14 protein-coding genes and 2 tRNA genes are annotated in these 16,517 nt (G+C 70.7%); 9 read left to right on the top strand and 7 right to left on the bottom strand.

The features are described 5' to 3' along the window. Positions 1–11: 11 nt before the first annotated feature. Positions 12–1,019, top strand: coding sequence for a ribosome small subunit-dependent GTPase A (rsgA, locus tag STRNI_RS14955; protein ID WP_018089476.1), 1,008 nt, complete (start codon positions 12–14; stop codon positions 1,017–1,019). 165 nt (positions 1,020–1,184) lie between these two features. Then, the gene (locus STRNI_RS14960; RefSeq protein ID WP_018089475.1) at positions 1,185–1,508 is read left to right on the top strand and encodes a DMT family transporter; all 324 of its coding nucleotides are present in this window, start codon (positions 1,185–1,187) and stop codon (positions 1,506–1,508) included. Between the two features lie 54 nt (positions 1,509–1,562). Here STRNI_RS14960 and STRNI_RS14965 read toward each other — a convergent pair whose 3' ends face one another. Then, positions 1,563–2,297: a TetR/AcrR family transcriptional regulator gene (locus STRNI_RS14965; protein ID WP_274738057.1), complete on the bottom strand. Its 735-nt coding sequence runs from the start codon at positions 2,295–2,297 to the stop codon at positions 1,563–1,565. Positions 2,298–2,473: 176 nt separating this feature from the next. On the opposite strand from STRNI_RS14965, the gene hisN reads away from it, so the two are divergent. Then, the gene (gene hisN / locus STRNI_RS14970) at positions 2,474–3,277 is read left to right on the top strand and encodes a histidinol-phosphatase (RefSeq protein ID WP_274738055.1); all 804 of its coding nucleotides are present in this window, start codon (positions 2,474–2,476) and stop codon (positions 3,275–3,277) included. A gap of 150 nt (positions 3,278–3,427) precedes the next feature. After that, complete coding sequence (locus STRNI_RS14975) at positions 3,428–3,829, top strand: CBS domain-containing protein (protein WP_018089472.1); 402 nt, start codon at positions 3,428–3,430, stop codon at positions 3,827–3,829. A 167-nt stretch (positions 3,830–3,996) separates the two neighbouring features. Here the strand turns inward: STRNI_RS14975 and STRNI_RS14980 are convergent, their stop codons facing one another. Further along, complete coding sequence (locus tag STRNI_RS14980) at positions 3,997–5,460, bottom strand: catalase (protein ID WP_018089471.1); 1,464 nt, start codon at positions 5,458–5,460, stop codon at positions 3,997–3,999. A gap of 159 nt (positions 5,461–5,619) precedes the next feature. Between STRNI_RS14980 and STRNI_RS14985 the strand changes: the two genes are divergently transcribed. The 4 genes from STRNI_RS14985 to STRNI_RS15000 all read left to right on the top strand — a co-directional run bounded on the left by STRNI_RS14985 (position 5,620) and on the right by STRNI_RS15000 (position 9,257). Next, positions 5,620–6,039 (top strand): Fur family transcriptional regulator, encoded by a 420-nt coding sequence (locus tag STRNI_RS14985; RefSeq protein WP_127152948.1) that lies wholly within the window; start codon positions 5,620–5,622, stop codon positions 6,037–6,039. Between the two features lie 300 nt (positions 6,040–6,339). Continuing rightward, complete coding sequence (locus STRNI_RS14990) at positions 6,340–7,191, top strand: ABC transporter ATP-binding protein (RefSeq protein ID WP_381844480.1); 852 nt, start codon at positions 6,340–6,342, stop codon at positions 7,189–7,191. After that, positions 7,188–8,078 (top strand): ABC transporter permease, encoded by an 891-nt coding sequence (locus STRNI_RS14995; protein ID WP_277411386.1) that lies wholly within the window; start codon positions 7,188–7,190, stop codon positions 8,076–8,078. Before STRNI_RS14990 ends, STRNI_RS14995 begins: the two co-directional genes overlap by 4 nt. A gap of 48 nt (positions 8,079–8,126) precedes the next feature. Continuing rightward, the gene (locus STRNI_RS15000; protein ID WP_277411387.1) at positions 8,127–9,257 is read left to right on the top strand and encodes an ABC transporter substrate-binding protein; all 1,131 of its coding nucleotides are present in this window, start codon (positions 8,127–8,129) and stop codon (positions 9,255–9,257) included. Positions 9,258–9,306: 49 nt separating this feature from the next. Here the strand turns inward: STRNI_RS15000 and STRNI_RS15005 are convergent. The 4 genes from STRNI_RS15005 to STRNI_RS15020 form a co-directional block, all read right to left on the bottom strand. Continuing rightward, positions 9,307–9,380, bottom strand: a tRNA-Met gene (locus STRNI_RS15005). Positions 9,381–9,489: 109 nt separating this feature from the next. Further along, the gene (locus tag STRNI_RS15010; protein ID WP_266439393.1) at positions 9,490–11,340 is read right to left on the bottom strand and encodes a tetratricopeptide repeat protein; all 1,851 of its coding nucleotides are present in this window, start codon (positions 11,338–11,340) and stop codon (positions 9,490–9,492) included. A 207-nt stretch (positions 11,341–11,547) separates the two neighbouring features. Further along, a tRNA-Met gene (locus tag STRNI_RS15015) sits at positions 11,548–11,621 on the bottom strand. A gap of 110 nt (positions 11,622–11,731) precedes the next feature. Further along, positions 11,732–14,536, bottom strand: a complete 2,805-nt coding sequence (locus STRNI_RS15020) for a UPF0182 family membrane protein (RefSeq protein ID WP_026169604.1) — start codon at positions 14,534–14,536, stop codon at positions 11,732–11,734. Between the two features lie 214 nt (positions 14,537–14,750). Between STRNI_RS15020 and STRNI_RS15025 the strand changes: the two genes are divergently transcribed. Beyond that, a complete protein-coding gene (locus STRNI_RS15025; protein WP_018089464.1) occupies positions 14,751–15,305 on the top strand; it encodes a PPA1309 family protein in 555 nt (184 codons plus the stop codon). Positions 15,306–15,378: 73 nt separating this feature from the next. Here STRNI_RS15025 and STRNI_RS15030 read toward each other — a convergent pair whose 3' ends face one another. After that, the gene (locus STRNI_RS15030; protein ID WP_018089463.1) at positions 15,379–16,476 is read right to left on the bottom strand and encodes a YlbL family protein; all 1,098 of its coding nucleotides are present in this window, start codon (positions 16,474–16,476) and stop codon (positions 15,379–15,381) included. Between the last annotated feature and the right edge of the window lie 41 nt (positions 16,477–16,517).

Genomic DNA, 16,517 nt, shown 5'->3' on the forward strand with positions numbered 1-16,517 from the left:
CTGACGCCGCCATGCGCCGCTACGGAAAGAACCCCGACGAGGACGACATCCGCGTCCGCCCCAACCCCAAGGGCAACCGCCCCCGCACCAACATCCGGCCCAAGCACGAGGACGCCGGCGAGGGTCTGGTCCTGACCGTCGACCGCGGCCGGCTGACCTGCCTCATCGAGGGCCGTACGGTCACCGCGATGAAGGCACGCGAACTGGGCCGCAAGAGCGCGGTGGTCGGCGACCGGGTCGCCGTCGTGGGCGATCTGACCGGCGCCAAGGACACCCTCGCCCGGATCGTCCGGGTCGAGCCGCGCTCCTCGACACTGCGCCGTACGGCCGACGACGACGACCCGTTCGAGCGGGTCGTGGTCGCCAACGCCGACCAGCTCGCGATCGTCACCGCGCTCGCCGACCCCGAGCCGCGCCCCCGGCTCATCGACCGCTGTCTGGTCGCCGCCTACGACGCGGGCCTCGACCCGCTGCTGGTGCTGACCAAGTCCGATCTTGCCTCCGCGGACACCCTGCTGGAGTCCTACGGCGCGCTCGGCGTCCCCTACCTCGTCACCAACCGCGACGAACTCGCCGACGGCAGCGCCGCCGAGCGGGTCAGGGCGGCGCTGACGGGCCGTATGACGGCTTTCGTCGGGCACTCCGGGGTGGGCAAGACCACCCTGGTCAACTCCCTGGTCCCGGAGCGCCGCCGGGCCATCGGCCATGTCAACGCGGTCACCGGCCGCGGGCGGCACACCACCACCTCCGCGCTGGCGCTGCCGCTGCCCGACGACTCGGGCTGGGTCATCGACACCCCCGGCGTCCGGTCCTTCGGGCTGCATCACGTCGACCCGTCCCGGGTCATCCACGCCTTCCCGGATCTGGAGCCGGGCACCGCGGACTGCCCGCGCGCCTGCAGCCACGACGAACCGGACTGTGCGCTGGACCAGTGGGTCACCGACGGCCACGCCGATCCGGCCCGCCTCTACTCCCTGCGCCGCCTCCTGGCCACCCGTGAGCGACGCGAGGGCGACTGATCGCCGAAGTTTGCCACCGTCCGTCCGAGGTAAAGGCATAATCACACCGAGGTCGGCGCTGTGGTCCGTCGGGCCCGCATCGCCCGGACGGGGCCTTGGGGAGTGTTTCTGACGCCCCGTCGTCGCCCGCCCGGGACAGGCCCTAGCTGACGGAGGCAATGGGACATGGCGTGGCTGCTGGTCGTGGTGGCGGGGATCCTGGAGACCGGGTTCGCGGTCTGCCTCAAGCTTTCGCACGGCTTCACCCGGCTGTTCCCGACCATCGCGTTCGCGGCCTTCGCCCTCGGCAGTTTCGGTCTGCTGACGCTGGCGCTGCGCAAGCTCGACGTCGGCCCTGCGTATGCGGTGTGGACCGGCATCGGCGCGGCCGGTACGGCGATCTACGGCATGGTCTTCCTCGGCGACGTGGTCTCCACCCTGAAGATCGTCTCCATCACGATGGTCATCGTCGGGGTGGTCGGGCTCCAGCTGTCGGGGGCGGCGCACTGAGCCGGCGCCCCGCGCACCACCCCGGCCGTCCGCCTGCGCGGCCGTGACACCTCGTCAGCGGCGCTCCCCCGGCCGCGCGTCGGCCGGCACCCGGGCGAAGGCGCCCCGTACGAGCCGGGAGACCGCCTCCGTCTCCAGCTCCCGGCGCGACCGCGGTGCCGGTACGCGGCCCGGGGACGGCGCCGCGCCCGGTGTCACCGGGGCGACCACACAGGCCAGGGTCAGCCGCGCCGCGGTCTCGCAGGCGGCGCCCAGGGCGGGCAGCTGTTCCTCGGGCCAGTCGGGCTCCAGCGCCGCGACCGCCTGATCGCAGAACCGTCCGACGAGCTCGGCGGGCCCGGGCAGCGGTCCGTCGCCGGGCGACGCGGCGCGCTGCGCGGGGATACCGGGCCGGGCGGCCCGGAGCGGCGCGGTGTCGGCGGCGGCCGGTGAGGGGGCCGGCAGCCGGTCGTTCCAGCAGCCGGTCAGTGCGGCCCTGACCAGGGGGTTGGCGCGTGCGGTCCGCAGCGTCCAGGCGGCCGCGGCCGCCACCCGGCCCGCCGCGTCGCCCCTGGTGCCGGCGGCCGGCGAGCCCTGGGACAGCGCCCTTGCGACCCCGGCGAGGTAGTTGTCGGTCTCCCGGCGGACGAGGGCCCGGGCCAGCCCCTCCTTGCTGCCGAACTCGTTGTAGAGCGTCTGCCGGGAGACCCCGGCCGCGGCCGCGACATCGACCATCCGCACGGCCGTCCAGGCCCGTTCCGTCAGCGCCGTGTAGGCGGCGTCCAGCAAGGATTCACGCGCTGCGGGCATCCGTCGCCTCCCCGGCCGCCGGCCCCGGGTAGCCGGTGTGCGCACAGAATTGACGCACCGCCAGATGCTGTCAAGGGTCGTCGCAGCAGGCGCTCACCGGCGCCGCGCGGGCCGCCACACGCCGGGCGGCACACGGCCGTGTGGCTCCGGCGTATACCAATGGATACTGTTCGCACATGCCCGACTATCACGATGATCTTCGCCTCGGCCATGTTCTCGCGGACGCCGCGGACGCCGCCACCATGGAGCGCTTCAAGGCACTCGACCTCAAGGTCGAGACCAAACCGGACATGACACCGGTGAGTGAGGCGGACAAGGCCGCCGAAGAACTGATCCGCGGCCAGCTCCAGCGCGCCCGGCCACGGGACGCGGTGCTCGGCGAGGAGTTCGGCAGCGAGGGCGCGGGGCCGCGCCGCTGGATCATCGACCCGATCGACGGCACGAAGAACTATGTGCGCGGGGTGCCGGTCTGGGCGACGCTGATCGCCCTGATGGAGCGCGGGGAGGGCGGTGACCGCCCGGTGGTCGGCATCGTCTCGGCACCGGCGCTCAACCGCCGCTGGTGGGCCGCCGACGGCCTGGGGGCCTTCACCGGCCGCAGTCTGACCTCCGCGACCCGGCTGCAGGTCTCCAAGGTCGGCCGCATCCAGGACGCCTCGTTCGCGTACTCCTCGCTGACCGGCTGGGAGGAGCGCGGCAAGCTGCCCAGCTTCCTCGATCTGAGCCGGGACTGCTGGCGCACCCGGGCCTATGGCGACTTCTGGCCGTACATGATGATCGCCGAGGGTGCGGTGGACATCTGCGCGGAGCCGGAGCTGTCGCTGTGGGACATGGCGGCCTGTGCGGTGGTCGTGAAGGAGGCCGGCGGTCAGTTCTCCGGACTGGACGGCAAGCCGGGCCCGCACAGCGGCAACGCGGCGGCCTCGAACGGTCTGCTGCACGAGGATCTGCTGGGTTATCTCGGCGACTCCCCGCACTGACCTGCGGCGGGGCGCGTAATCGGACAACCGTCCAACAACTGCCCCTTGTTGCATCGGCGGAGGCATGTGAACATGAGAATCCCCCACTTTGTGAACTTGTGAATCCCTTCGCAAGCACATTCACCAAGGAGGTGGCTCCACTCCATGCCCATGTACGTCAAAGACGCCATGAGCACCGTGGTCCTCACCATCGGGCCCGCTCACACCCTCCGCCAGGCGGCACAGCTGATGGCGGCCCGCCGCATCGGCGCGGCCGTGGTCCTCGACAGCGACACCTGTGGCATCGGCATCCTCACCGAACGCGACATCCTCAATTCCCTCGGCGCGGGCGAGAACCCCGACCGGGAGACCGCCCAGACCCACACCACCCCGGACGTGGTCTTCGCCGCTCCGGACTGGACCCTGGACGATGCCGCGGACGCCATGGTGCGCGGCGGCTTCCGCCATCTGATCGTGCTCAACGACCAGGAACCGGTCGGTGTGGTCTCCGTACGCGACATCATCCGCTGCTGGTCGGCCACCACGGAGCGGGCCCGCCCCGTCCCCGCCTGAACCACGAACGGCTCCGGGCACGAACTCCCCGGAGCCACCCGCACGAAGAGGCCGAAGCCCACTGGCATCCGGCCTCTTCGCTTTGTACGGCAAGCGACAATTGAGCAACCCCCACGGCGCGCAACCACCTCCGCGAGAGCGGCGGCGGTTTAGCCGCAAAGGCAGCCTCAGCCGCGCAGGGCCTGGACCGCGGCTTCCAGCCGCTTGCCGTAGTCCGCGTCCGCCTTGCGGAAGTTCTCGATCGCCCGCTGGGCGATGTCGTCGCGGGAGACCTGGGAGATGAAGCCCGCCAGGTTGTCGATCAGGCGCTCCTTCTCGTCCTCCGCCATCAGCCGGTAGAGGTTGCCGGCCTGGACGAAGTCGTCGTCCTCGGCGTGCGAGGGCGCGGCCTGCTCACCGGTGGGGCCGGTCACGGCGACCGGCTGCCACAGGGGCCGGCCGGTTTCGACGGGGCCGCCGAAGCTGTTGGGCTCGTAGTTCTTCTGGCCGCCGTGACGGCCGTCGTAGAGCACACCGTCCCGGCCGTGGCTGCGCGCCTCGGTGGCGTGCGGGCGGTTCACCGGCAGGTGGTCGGCGTTGATGCCGACGCGGTAGCGGTGCGCGTCGCCGTACGCGAACAGACGGCCCTGGAGCATCTTGTCGGGGGACGGACCGATGCCCGGCACGAAGTGGTGCGGGGAGAAGACCGACTGCTCGACCTCGGCGAAGATGTTCTGCGGGTTGCGGTTGAGCTCCAGCTTGCCGATCTCGATCGGCGGGTAGTCCTCGTGCGGCCAGACCTTGGTCAGATCGAAGGGGTTGAAGCGGTAGTTGGCCGCCTCGGCCGCGGGCATGATCTGCACCTGGACGGTCCAGCTCGGGAAGTCGCCGCGCTCGATGGACTCCCGCAGGTCGCGCTGGTGGCTGTCCGGGTCGAGGCCGGAGGTCTCCGCGGCCTCGGAGGTCGTGAGGTTCTTGATGCCCTGGTCGGTCTTGAAGTGGTACTTGACCCAGAAGACCTCACCGGCCTCGTTGTTCCACTGGAAGGTGTGCGAGCCGTAGCCGTTCATGTGGCGGTAGGAGGCGGGGATCCCACGGTCGCCGAAGAGCCAGGTGACCTGGTGGGTGGCCTCGGGCGACAGACCCCAGAAGTCCCAGACGTTGTCCGCCTCCTGCGAGCCGGTGTACGGGTCGCGCTTCTGGGTGTGGATGAAGTCCGGGAACTTGATGGCGTCCTTGATGAAGAACACCGGGGTGTTGTTGCCGACGAGGTCGTAGTTGCCCTCTTCGGTGTAGAACTTCAGCGCGAAGCCGCGCGGGTCACGCACCGCGTCGGCCGAGCCGAGGTTGCCCGCGACGGTGGAGAAGCGCAGGAAGGTCTCGGTCTGCTTGCCGACCTCGGAGAGGAACTTCGCACGGGTGTACTTGGTCACATCCGCGGTCACCGTGAAGGTGCCGTACGCACCGGCGCCACGGGCGTGCACGATGCGCTCCGGGATGCGCTCGCGGTTGAAGTGCGCGAGCTTCTCGATCAGGAGCTGGTCCTGGATGAGGCCGGGTCCGCCGATGCCGGCCGTCTCGCTGTTCTGGTTGTCCCCGACCGGAGCCCCGGACTCCGTGGTCAGCGGTCCAGTGATGCTCTCTACCGACACGTGCGCCTCCTGAAGTCTTCTACACCTGCCCTTGGCTTGCGCCGGTCCACGATCCTACATTGGACATTGTCTAAGTCAAGAAGAGAGCGAAACTCGTACACGATCCGGTGATGGACGACCGCTGCTACCCTGGGTCTATCTGACTGATAGGTGAATGGCATGAGTGACCTGCTTGAACGGCTCCGGGGACGCGGCTGGCGGCTGACCGCGCAGCGACGCGTCGTCGCCGAGGTCCTCGACGGGGACCACGTCCACTACACCGCCGATGAAGTGCACGCACTGGCAACCGACCGGCTCCCCGAGATCTCCCGCGCGACGGTCTACAACACCCTGGGCGAGCTGGTGTCGCTCGGTGAGGTGATCGAGGTGAGCACCGACGGCCGGGCCAAGCGCTACGACCCGAACGCCCACCACGACCACCAGCACCTCATCTGCTCGCAGTGCGGCACGATCCGCGACGTCCACCTCCAGGGCGACCCGCTCTCCGCACTGCCCGAGCCGGAGCGCTACGGCTTCCAGGTCTCCGAGGTCACCGTGACCTACCGGGGCATCTGCCCCAACTGCAGCGCCCCGTCCTGACGCCCGGGGAAGCCGGCCCCCGTCCGGGCCGCTCCCGCACCGGACCACTCCGTACACCGCATCGAGCCCGCGCCCACCCGGCCGCGGGCTCCTTCGTGTACCCGGCCGGCCCGTCGCCCGCGCCCTCGTCACCGCACCACCACACCTGCACACACCGCACACCCATGCCCGCACGCCCCTTGCCCGAATCTGACGCCCCGTCATATCGTCGGCGCGCCGCGCTTTCCGGCCACCGGGCGCCACCGTGCCCGGGCCCCGCACCACGGCGGCACCCTGTCCCCACTCCGCAAGGAGCACCCCGTGGGAGAGCCGCACCCTTCCTCCGCAGCGCACCGCCCACCCGCCGCCCCGTCCACACCACCGGCCCTGCGCGCCCGCGCCCTGGCCCGCTCGTTCGGCCGCGGCAGCAAGGCGCTGGCCGCCCTCGGCCCCGTCGACGCCGAGATCGCGCCCGGTGAGTGCGTCTGTGTCGTCGGTCCCTCCGGCTGCGGGAAGTCGACCCTGCTGCGCATCGCCGCCGGGCTGCTGCGCCCCAGCGAGGGCGAGCTGGAACTCCGGGTGAGCGCCGGCCGCCCGGCCGCGATGATCTTCCAGGACTACGGCATCTACGACTGGAAGACCGTGCTGGGCAACGTCCGCTTCGGCCTCGACCTCCAGCGCGTGCCCCGTAAGGAGGCCGACGAACGGGCCCGCTCCTGGCTGGCCCGGATGGGGCTCGCCGACTTCGCCGGGGCCTACCCGGCCACGCTCTCCGGCGGGATGCGCCAGCGCGTCGCCCTCGCCCGCGCACTCGCCGTGGAGCCCGGGATCCTGCTGATGGACGAGCCGTTCGCGGCCCTCGACGCCCAGCTGCGCACCGTCCTCCAGGACGAACTGCTCGACCTCACCCAGACCACCCGCACCACCACCCTCTTCATCACCCACAGCCTCGAAGAGGCCCTGGTACTCGGCGACCGGGTCCTGGTGATGTCCGCCCGCCCCGGCCGGATCATCGCCGAACGCCGCCCGCCGTTCGGCCGCCCCCGCACCGGCGACGTCCGCGCCACCCCCGAATTCACCGCCCTGAAGGCCGAGTTGTGGCAGCTGTTGCGCGACGAGGTCGACCGGAACAGCCCGGCACACCGGACCACCGAGGGGGCCGTCCCCGCATGACCAGCGCCCTCCCCCGGCCCGGCCACGAGGACGACCGGCCCGCCGCGGACGACCGCCTCCTCGTCCGCCGCCCCGGCCCCCGGGAACTGCGCCCCGGGCGCACCCACCGCCGCCGGCGCACCCTGGAGATCTCGCTCGCCGTCGCCGTTCCACTGCTGCTCGTCCTGCTGTGGCAGCTGGCCGCCGACCGGGCCTGGCTCGACGACCGCGTCTACCCCGCACCGTCGACGATCCTGGCCGACGGCTGGGACCGCGCCCTGGCCGGCGAGCTGTGGCCGGACGTGTGGGCGACGCTCCGGCGCGTCCTGGCCGGCTATGCCGTCGGGACCGTCACCGGCTATCTCCTGGGCCTGCTGATGGGCTCGCTGTCTCTCGTACGGGCCGCCCTCGAACCCCTCCTGGACGCCCTGTACGTGGTCCCCAAGCTGGCCCTGCTGCCGGTCTTCCTCAACATGTTCGGGCTCGGCGAGGGCCCGCAGGTCGCCCTCGTCGCCACCACCGTCTTCTTCTTCGTCTGGATTTCGACCATGGCGGCGGTGATGGCCATCCCCTCCGGCCACCGCGACGCGGGCCAGGTCTTCGGCGCGGGCCCCTGGCAGATGTTCCGGCACGTCCTGCTGCCCGCCTCGCTGCCCGCCGTCCTCGTGGGCGCCCGGATCGCCGCGGGCGTGGCCGTCCTGGTCATCGTCGCCTCGGAACAGATCGCCGCCACCGACGGCCTCGGGCATCTGATCTTCGACTCCCGCGCCCTGTTCCAGAACGACGTGATGTTCGTCGGCATCGTCTGTGTGGCCGTACTCGGCGTGCTCTTCTCCGAGCTGGTGCGGCTGGCCGGGCGCTTCCTCACCCCGTGGGCACCCCGCGACCGCGGCCGACCCCGCAGCTGATCCCGCACCGCCCCGTCCGACCGGACGCCGCCCCCGTACGGAGGTCCCATGCGCATCCGCACCACCACTGCCGCGCTGATCGCCGCACTCGCCCTCGGCGCGGGCTGCGCCGCCCCCGAGACCGGCCCGTCCGCCGCCCGGCCCCGCACCGTCAAGCCCGTGGCGGGCTGCGGCACGGCCTCCTGGACCGACCCCGCCGACCTCGCCCCGGACCGCGCACCGGCCCGCTGCGACAAGGGCACCCCGGCCCCGCGCCGCCTCACCGAACGCCGCACGCTCACGGTCGCCACCGGCACCCTCAGCGCCGAGTACGTGGCCCCGCTGCGGCTGGCCCTCGCCAGGGGCGAGTTCGAGAAGGAGGGCCTGGACGTCCGGCTGAAGGTCCTGCCCACCCCGGAGGCGCTGCCGCTGCTGGCCGAGGGCGAACTGGACGCCCTGTGGGCGGCCCCCGAGGCCGCCGTCGTCAACGGCGTCCACGGCGGCTTCGACATCCGCTGGGTGGCCGGCAACTTCTCCCCCGACCCGAGGTCCAGGAGCGGCCTGTGGGTGCGCCTGAAGAGCGGCGAGAGCGCCGCCTCGGTCTCCCTGGAGGGAGCGAAGCTGGGCACCATGATCGGGAAAGGCTCCGTGATCATGTACCCGATGACCCGGACCTTCGCCGGTCACGGCGCCCGCCTGGACTCCGTCGCCTTCCAGCAACTCGGCTCCTCGGACGTACTGACCGCCCTGACCGGCGGCGGGGTCGACTCCGCCTGGCTGCTCGATCCGGTCTGGCGGCGGGTCGACGGCGACAGCAGATACGCCTTCCTCGGCGGCCAGCCCCGGGGCGAACCGCTCGGCGGCGCCCTCTACGGCCCGAATCTGCTCCAGCAGGACCCGGACGCCGGCGTCGCCTTCCTGCGCGCCTACCTCCGCACGGTCAACACGTACTTCGCCGGCGACTACAAGGCCGACAAGGCCTTCGCCGCCGAGCTCGCGAAGCTGCTGGACGTCGACGGGAAGATCCTGACCTCGGTGCCCTCGCTCCGCATGGACTGGGAGATCAGAAAGGGCACCACGGACCGGCTCCAGAAGGCCTACCGCGACGCCGGCGTCACCAAAGGGGCACCACTGCCGGAGGACCGGCTCGTCGACCGCAGCCTGTACGCGGAGGCGGTCGGCCACCGGCTCAGGAAGTAAGCACGACGAAGGCCCGGATTCTCAGAGAATCCGGGCCTTGGTCCTTCAGTAGCGGGGACAGGATTTGAACCTGCGACCTCTGGGTTATGAGCCCAGCGAGCTACCGAGCTGCTCCACCCCGCGTCGTTGTGTCCACACTTTAACCCCGGCCCGACGACCAGCGCAAATTCCTTCCGCGGGGCCCGGAACCCGGCCCTGTGGGCCCGGCCCCGGGCTTCCGGAATGCCGCCTGTTACGCACTGAGCTCCTCCTGGAGCGCCGTCCGCAGCCGCGCCGCACGCTCCGCCACCTCCGGCGGCCCCTGCTCCACGGCGCGCGCACACCAGCTCTGCGCCTCCGCCAGCGCACCGCGCCGGGCGGCGAGCAGCGCCAGCCGGAGAGCCGCCCGGCCGTGCCCCTCCTCGGCGGCACGCTGCCACCACAGGGCGGCCTCCGGGAGGCTGCCCTCACGGGCCAGCAGCAGCCCGAGGTTGAAGGCGCCGTTACGGCTGCCGGCCTCGGCCGCCGCGCGGTACCACTCGGCCGCCTCGACGACCTCGCCGCGAGCCGCCGCGAACATGCCAACCCGGACCTGGGCGCGACGGTGACCCTGGCGCGCGGCCCGCTCGTACCACTGCATGCTCTCGTCGTCCGCCGCGCGCTCGCTGTCCGTGAGCCCCTCGCCCGCGGCCGTCGCCTTGCGGTCGAGGAGGTCGGCGAGCCGGAAGGCCGCCTCGGCGCTGCCGCCACCGGCCGCACAGCGCAGATTGCGCTCCGCGTCCTGCAGCTCACCGTCCCGCAGCTGCACGATGGCGACCTGCAGCGCCGCCTCGGTGTGCCCGGCCGCGGCCGCCCGCTCGTACCAGGTGTGCGCCATGCGCTCCTCGCCGCGCCCGGCGAAGAGGATGCCGAGGTTGAACGCGGCGTCCACACTGCCCGCCTCGGCCGCCTTGGAGAACCACGGCTCGGCCCCCGAGGCGTCGCCGCGCTGCAGCAGCAGGATGGCCAGCGCGTTGGCGGCCTCACGGTGTCCGGCGTAGGCGGCCCGGCGGTACCACTGCTCACCGCGCCCCTCCCGGCCCTGCTCGGCACAGAGCAGCCCGATGTTGTAAGCGCCGTTGACGTCCCCGGCGTCCAGCGCGGCGCGGTACCAGCGCTCGGCGGTCTGCAGCTCACCACGGTCGGCGTGCAGCGCACCGAGCGCGTTGGCAGCGTTGCCATCGCCGTCCTGGGCGGCGCGCCGCCACCATTCGGCGGCGCTCTCCTCGTCCCCCGCGTCACGCAGCAGGAAGCCCAGCGCACAGGCGGCGCGCGGCTCTCCGTCCTTGGCGGCGGACAGGTACCAGCGCCCGGCCTCCTGGACGTCACCGCGCTCCTCCAGCAGCGCGCCCAGCTGCAGCGCGGCCCGCCGGTGGCCCCGCGCGGCGGCCTGGCGGTACCACTGCTCGGCCTCCTCCTGCTGGTTCAGCTCCCCGTACGCGGGGACCGCGCGGTGGTCCGTGTCGCGCCCGTCCTCGATGAGCCGGGCGAGGCGGTACGCGGCCTCCCGGTGGCCGCGCTCGGCGGCCGTACGGAACCAGCGCTCGGCGCCGATGTCGCCGCGGTGCTCCAGGAGGTCGGCGAGGGCGTAGGCGCCCAGGCAGTGGCCGGACTCGGCGGACTGGCGCAGCCAGTACTCGGCGGCCGGCTCGTCGCCGCGCTCGCGGTAGTGGCGCCCGAGGGCGTGCGCGGCGGCGGCGGAGCCGCCCACGGCGGCGATACGCCACCAGCCGGCCGCCTCGTCCCCGTAGCCCCGCTGGTGGAGCAGCACGCCCAGGTTGTTGGCCGCGGCGCGGTCACCGGCGGCGGCCGCGGAACGCAGATGCGGCTCGGCGCCGTCGAGGTCGCCGCGGCGCAGCAGCATCGCGCCGAGCGCGCTCATGGCGGCGGTGTCGCCCGCCTCGGCGGCCCGGCGGTGGCCGGTCTCGGTCACGGCATCGGACGCCTCGGCGGCCTCCGCGGCCTCCATCGCGTCCATCTGCAGGTCGGATTCGCGCCCGTCGTCGGGCGCATGCACAAACCGGTCCGTCTCCAACAACCTTGCCTTGTCCCCCATAAGACCCATCGTCGCATCACCTGTAACCCGCGTACACCTGGTATACCGCAGCCAGTGAGGTCACTTCAGCGGTTTGTCGACTTCCCGACACGACGACTTGTCAAACTCAAGCACACAGCTTCCCCACATGGGCCGTACGACCCGGCCTTGACCAAGATCGACCTGAACACATGACGAAGGCCCGGATCCTTGAGGATCCAGGCCTTCGGCTTTCAGTAGCGGGGACAGGATTTGAACCTGCGACCTCTGGGTTATGAGCCCAGCGAGCTACCGAGCTGCTCCACCCCGCGTCGTTGTGTCCACAAGGTATCACGGTGGCGGACGGCCCCCGCACCAACGCGGCCCTGGTGCCGCCGGTTCGCACCGGCGGCACCAGGGCCAGGAGACACGGCGGGCCGGCTCAGCTGCCCGGCTTGCCCTTCTCGGACGCCTTAGCCGCCCGGTCCAGCGCGGCCTTCAGCTTCTTCTGGGCCTCGCCGTAACCGGCCCAGTCGCCCGAGGTGCGCGCCTTCTCGCCCTCCTCGTAGGCCTTCTGCGCGTCGGCGAGGGCCTGCTGCACCGTCTGGTCGGACGGTGGCTGGCCGGTGTCGCCGCCGCCCGGCGGCTCCTCCGTGCCCGTACTGGGCGCCTTCTTGCCGAAGACCACATCCAGCGCGTCCTTGAGGGAGTCCTCCAGGACGGGCTTGTTGTCGCCGTAGCTGACCAACACCTTCTTCAGGAGCGGGTAGTTGGTGTTGGCACCGCGCAGATACACCGGTTCGACATAGAGCAGTCCGCCGTCCAGTGGCACGGTCAGCAGATTGCCGTACTCGATCTCCGAGTCGCCGAACTTCTTGAGGATGTTCAGCTCATTGGCGATGACCGGATCGGAGTTGAACTTCGACTGCACCAGCTGCGGGCCGGGCACCGGCGTCTCCGACGGCAGCTTCAGCAATCTGATCTTGCCGTAGTCGCGGCTGGTCGCGTTGGCATCTACTGCCATGAACGCACCGAGGTTGTCGCGCTTGTTGGGCGTGAAGGTCGTCGTCAGCGAGAACGCGCGGTTCTTCTGGTCCGGCATCTTCATGCTCAGGTAGTACGGCGGTACGGCGTTGCCCGATTTGGTCGTCGGGTCGTTCGGGATCTGCCAGCGCTCGGAGCCGGTGTAGAAGGTGCCGGGGTCCGTGACGTGGTACGTGGTCAGCAGCTGGCGCTGCACCTTGAAGAGGTCCTGCGGGTAGCGCAGATGCTCCTTGAGCGCCGGGCTTATGGCGCTCTTCTTCTCGACCGTGTCGGGGAACGCCTTCATCCAGGTCTTGAGGACCGGGTCCTTCTCGTCCCACTGGTAGAGCTTGACCGAACCGTCGTAGGCGTCCACCGTCGCCTTGACGGAGTTACGGATGTAGTTGACCTGGTTCTGCTGGGCCACCACCGCCCGCTGTCCGTCGGTGAGGGAATCGGCCGTGCTGTCCCCGAGCGTGGTGCGCGAGGCGTACGGATAACCGTTGCTGGTGGTGTAGGCGTCGACGATCCACTTGATCCGGCCGTCTATGACCGCCGGGTAGGCGTCGCCGTCGATCGTCAGCCAGGGGGCGACGGATTCGACGCGCTCCTTGGGCGTGCGGTTGTACAGGATCCGCGAGCCGTCGCCGATCGCGCCGGAGTAGAGGATCTGCGGCTCCCCGAACGCCACCGCGTACGCGGCACGGTTGATCGGGTTCCCGAGGTTGACGCCGCTCTTGCCCCGGTAGCTGTAGCTCTTCTCGCCGCTGTCGTCGGAGTAGTCCAGTTCCTTCTGCGGACCGCCGACGATGGAGTACTGCGAGGTCTTCTCGCCGTAGTACACCCGCTGCTGGTAGGTGCCGAGCTGCCCCTTGGCCGGCAGATCCGACTCCGTGTACTTCGGACCGCCGCCGTCGGCGGCCTCCGTCCCCTTGGCGGCGACCGCGCCGTAGCCGTGGGTGTACTTGAAGTGGTCGTTGATCCAGTTGCGCTCGGGGATACCGGCGATGTTCAGCTCACGCAGACCGATGACGGTGTCCTGCTCGGCGCCGTCCTTGTCCTTGTAGCGGTCGACGTCCAGAGTGGAGGGGAACTGGTAGTAGCCCCGCACCTGCTGCTGTTGCTGGAAGGCCGGCGAGACCACGTTCGGGTCGAGCAGCCGCATGCTGGCCGTGGTGTCGGCGTTGTCGCGCAACCGCTGGCTGTCCGCCTTACCGGTGGGCTGGTAGTCGCCCTTGTACGGCGTGACCTCGGAGTCCTGGATGTCGTACGCATCCCGGGTCGCCTTGATGTTCTGCTTGATGTACGGCGCTTCCTTGGCCTGCTCGTTCGGCTGGACCTGGAACTTCTGCACGATCGCCGGGTACAGCCCGCCGATGAGGACCGCCGAGAGCACCATCAGGCCGAAGCCGATCACCGGCAGCTGCCAGGTCCGCCGCCAGAGGGTGGCGAAGAACAGCACCGCACAGATCGCCGCGATGAAGAACAGGATGGTCTTCGCCGGAAGATAGGCGTTGGCGTCGACATACCGCAGGCCCGTCCAGTTGTCGGCCGACTTCAGGCCGCTGGACTTGACCGCGAGGCCGTACCGGTCGAGCCAGTACGCGATCGCCTTGAGCGAGACGAAGATGCCCAGCAGCACCGACAGATGGCCGGTAGCCGCCGCCGTCGCCCGTGAACCGGGGCTGGTCAGCCGGAGCCCGCCGTAGAGGTAGTGCGTCAGCGCCGCGGCGACCAGACACAGCACCGCGCAGGCGAAGCCGAAGCTCAGCAGGAAGCGGTACCAGGGCAGGTCGAAGGCGTAGAACGCGACGTCCATGCCGAACTGCGGGTCCTTCTTGCCGAAGGGCACGCCATTGACCCACTGCAGCCAGGTGCGCCACTCGCCGGAGGCCGAGGCGCCCGCGATCAGGCCGATCACCGCGGTGATCGCGATCAGGGCCCACTTCTTGAACGGCGCGATGCTCATCCGGTAGCGGTCCAGGCTCTGCTGCTCCATGGACATCGCGCTCAGCGGCGGCCGCAGCCGGTGCGCCAGCCAGATGTTGACGCCGACGGCCACGGCCATCAGGACGCCGAAGGAGAAGAACAGACCGATCTTGGTCCACAGGGTGGTCGTGAAGACCGAGGAGTACTTGACCGATCGATACCAGAGCCAATCCGTCCAAAACCCTGCAAACATCACGAAGAGCATGGCCAATACGGCCAGCACACCCAATGTCATGAGCAGGGTCCGGATCCGCCGCGATGGTCGGCCGACTCTGATCCGTGGCCCTGTCGGGCCTCCGCCGCGGTCCGGCATCTGGAAAGCCAAGGTGCGCACCTCGAAGTTCGCTGTCGTGTGAAGCAGGCCCGGCGATAGTAGGACCCACCGATGCAACTTACGAAGGCTTTACTCAGTTCCCGCTTTCCGGGGTACACAAGGCACGATGTTGAGCATGACCAACCTCCCCGTTGACGGCACCCCTCTCGCCGCCGACCCCCTGACCCGCGCCGTACTCGAGATCGACGAGTACAGCGCCGGGCTCGGCTGGGATCAGCCGGCCCGACTGTTCGCCCTCGTCGACACCGCCAAGCTGCGTGCGCAGGAGCCCTCGCTCGCCGCCCAGCTCGGTATCGACGACTCCACCACCACGTCCCTGACCCCCGTGGAACAGGACGAGATCCCGGCGGGCGTCCCGCTCGACGAGTTCCTGGGCACCATTGCCTGGCCCGATGCCGTCACCGGCTGTGCGCTGACCGTCGAGCGGCTGATGCTGCCGCCGTCCGCCGAGGACTCCGAGCCCGCGGGCATGGACGAGGCGCAGCTCGCCAAGTGGGTCGCCGAGCACCCGGACCGCCAGGAGGTCCGGATGACGGTGGCCGTGCTGCGGGACGGACGCCGCGAGTCGGCACTGCGGCTGCGCGAGAAGGACTCCACGTCCGAGGTCCTCACCGGCTCGGCACTGGTGCCGGGCCTCGCGGAGGCACTGGCCGCGACGTTCGAGGCCTGATCACGGCCGTCGGGGCCGCTCCCCCGGGCCGGGCGGTACGCGTCCGGCTACCGGGGGCTTGGCAGGTCACCCCCTAGGAACGGCCTGCCGGGCTGCAGCTCGGCAGGCCGGCGGTGTCTCCCTTGCGGATCTTCTCCAGCGCCTTGACGGCGTCGCCTATGGTGCCGACCTTGACCAGGGTGAGCCCCTGCGGGATGTCCTTGGCCGCCGTGGCGCAGTTGTCCTTGGGCGTCAGGAAGAACTCCGCGCCCTTGTCGCGCGCACCGACCGTCTTCATCGAGATGCCGCCGATCGGGCCGACCTTGCCCTTGTCGTCGATGGTGCCCGTGCCGGCCACGAACTTGCCGCCCGTCATGTCCCCGGGCGTGAGCTTGTCGACGATGCCGAGCGCGAACATCAGCCCGGCGCTCGGGCCGCCGACATCGGCCAGCTTGACGTCGATGGGGAACGGAAAGATGTGGTCCACCCCGGCCTGAATGCCCACGATGGCGCGGCCGTCGTCCGCCTTCTGTGTGGCGATCGTGACCTGCTTCGCACCGGCCTGGGGCTTCTTGCCGCGCTTCTCCGCCGCGGCGGCTTCCTTGGCGGGGATGATCGAGAAGACGACCTTCTCGCCCGGCTTGTGCCGGGTGACGAGCTTGGCGACGTCGCCGGTCTGCTTGACCGCCGTGCCGTCCACGGCCTTGATCACATCGCCCGCGTGCAGCCGTCCGTCGGCCGGCTTGTCCTTGACGACGGAGCCGACGACGGTCTGGGCGGCGACCGGGAGGTGCAGCTGCCGGAGGGCGGCGGCCTTCGCGCTCTCCTGGGACTGGCTGAACTCCTCGGCGTTCTCCTGGTCGGCCTGCTCGGCCGTCTGCCCCTCGGGGTAGAGCGTCTTGTGCGGCACCACGGCGTTGTCGTGGTCGAGCCAGCCGTACACCGCCTCGAAGAGGTTCATCCGGTAGTCGGGGCCGGTGACCCGGACGGTGGTCATGTTGAGGTGACCGGTCGTCGGATACGTCTTCCGCTGGGAAATCTGCAGCACCGGCTCGCCGTCGTGATCACCAAGAGTGTTGACCGTCGGCCCCGGAGACATCTCGGAGTACGGCACGGGGATCAGCACCCCTGCGCAGAGCAGCGCGATCAACATCAGGATCGAGGCGAGCAGCGTCGCGGTGCGGCGTGGCATGGAACGACAGTACGGGACGGGTATGACAACCGGCCCGCGGG

It is taken from the genome of Streptomyces nigrescens (assembly GCF_027626975.1).
GTDB classification, from domain to species: Bacteria; Actinomycetota; Actinomycetes; order Streptomycetales; family Streptomycetaceae; genus Streptomyces; species Streptomyces nigrescens.

Bases quoted from the DNA above. Each gene is read 5' to 3' on its own strand.
- rsgA (WP_018089476.1), top strand. From the start codon at position 12: ATGCGCCGCTACGGAAAGAACCCCGACGAGGACGACATCCGCGTCCGC.
- STRNI_RS14960 (WP_018089475.1), top strand. From the start codon at position 1,185: ATGGCGTGGCTGCTGGTCGTGGTGGCGGGGATCCTGGAGACCGGGTTC.
- STRNI_RS14965 (WP_274738057.1), bottom strand. From the start codon at position 2,297: ATGCCCGCAGCGCGTGAATCCTTGCTGGACGCCGCCTACACGGCGCTG.
- hisN (WP_274738055.1), top strand. From the start codon at position 2,474: ATGCCCGACTATCACGATGATCTTCGCCTCGGCCATGTTCTCGCGGAC.
- STRNI_RS14975 (WP_018089472.1), top strand. From the start codon at position 3,428: ATGTACGTCAAAGACGCCATGAGCACCGTGGTCCTCACCATCGGGCCC.
- STRNI_RS14985 (WP_127152948.1), top strand. From the start codon at position 5,620: ATGAGTGACCTGCTTGAACGGCTCCGGGGACGCGGCTGGCGGCTGACC.
- STRNI_RS14995 (WP_277411386.1), top strand. From the start codon at position 7,188: ATGACCAGCGCCCTCCCCCGGCCCGGCCACGAGGACGACCGGCCCGCC.
- STRNI_RS15000 (WP_277411387.1), top strand. From the start codon at position 8,127: ATGCGCATCCGCACCACCACTGCCGCGCTGATCGCCGCACTCGCCCTC.
- STRNI_RS15010 (WP_266439393.1), bottom strand. From the start codon at position 11,340: ATGGGTCTTATGGGGGACAAGGCAAGGTTGTTGGAGACGGACCGGTTT.
- STRNI_RS15020 (WP_026169604.1), bottom strand. From the start codon at position 14,536: ATGACATTGGGTGTGCTGGCCGTATTGGCCATGCTCTTCGTGATGTTT.
- STRNI_RS15025 (WP_018089464.1), top strand. From the start codon at position 14,751: ATGACCAACCTCCCCGTTGACGGCACCCCTCTCGCCGCCGACCCCCTG.
- STRNI_RS15030 (WP_018089463.1), bottom strand. From the start codon at position 16,476: ATGCCACGCCGCACCGCGACGCTGCTCGCCTCGATCCTGATGTTGATC.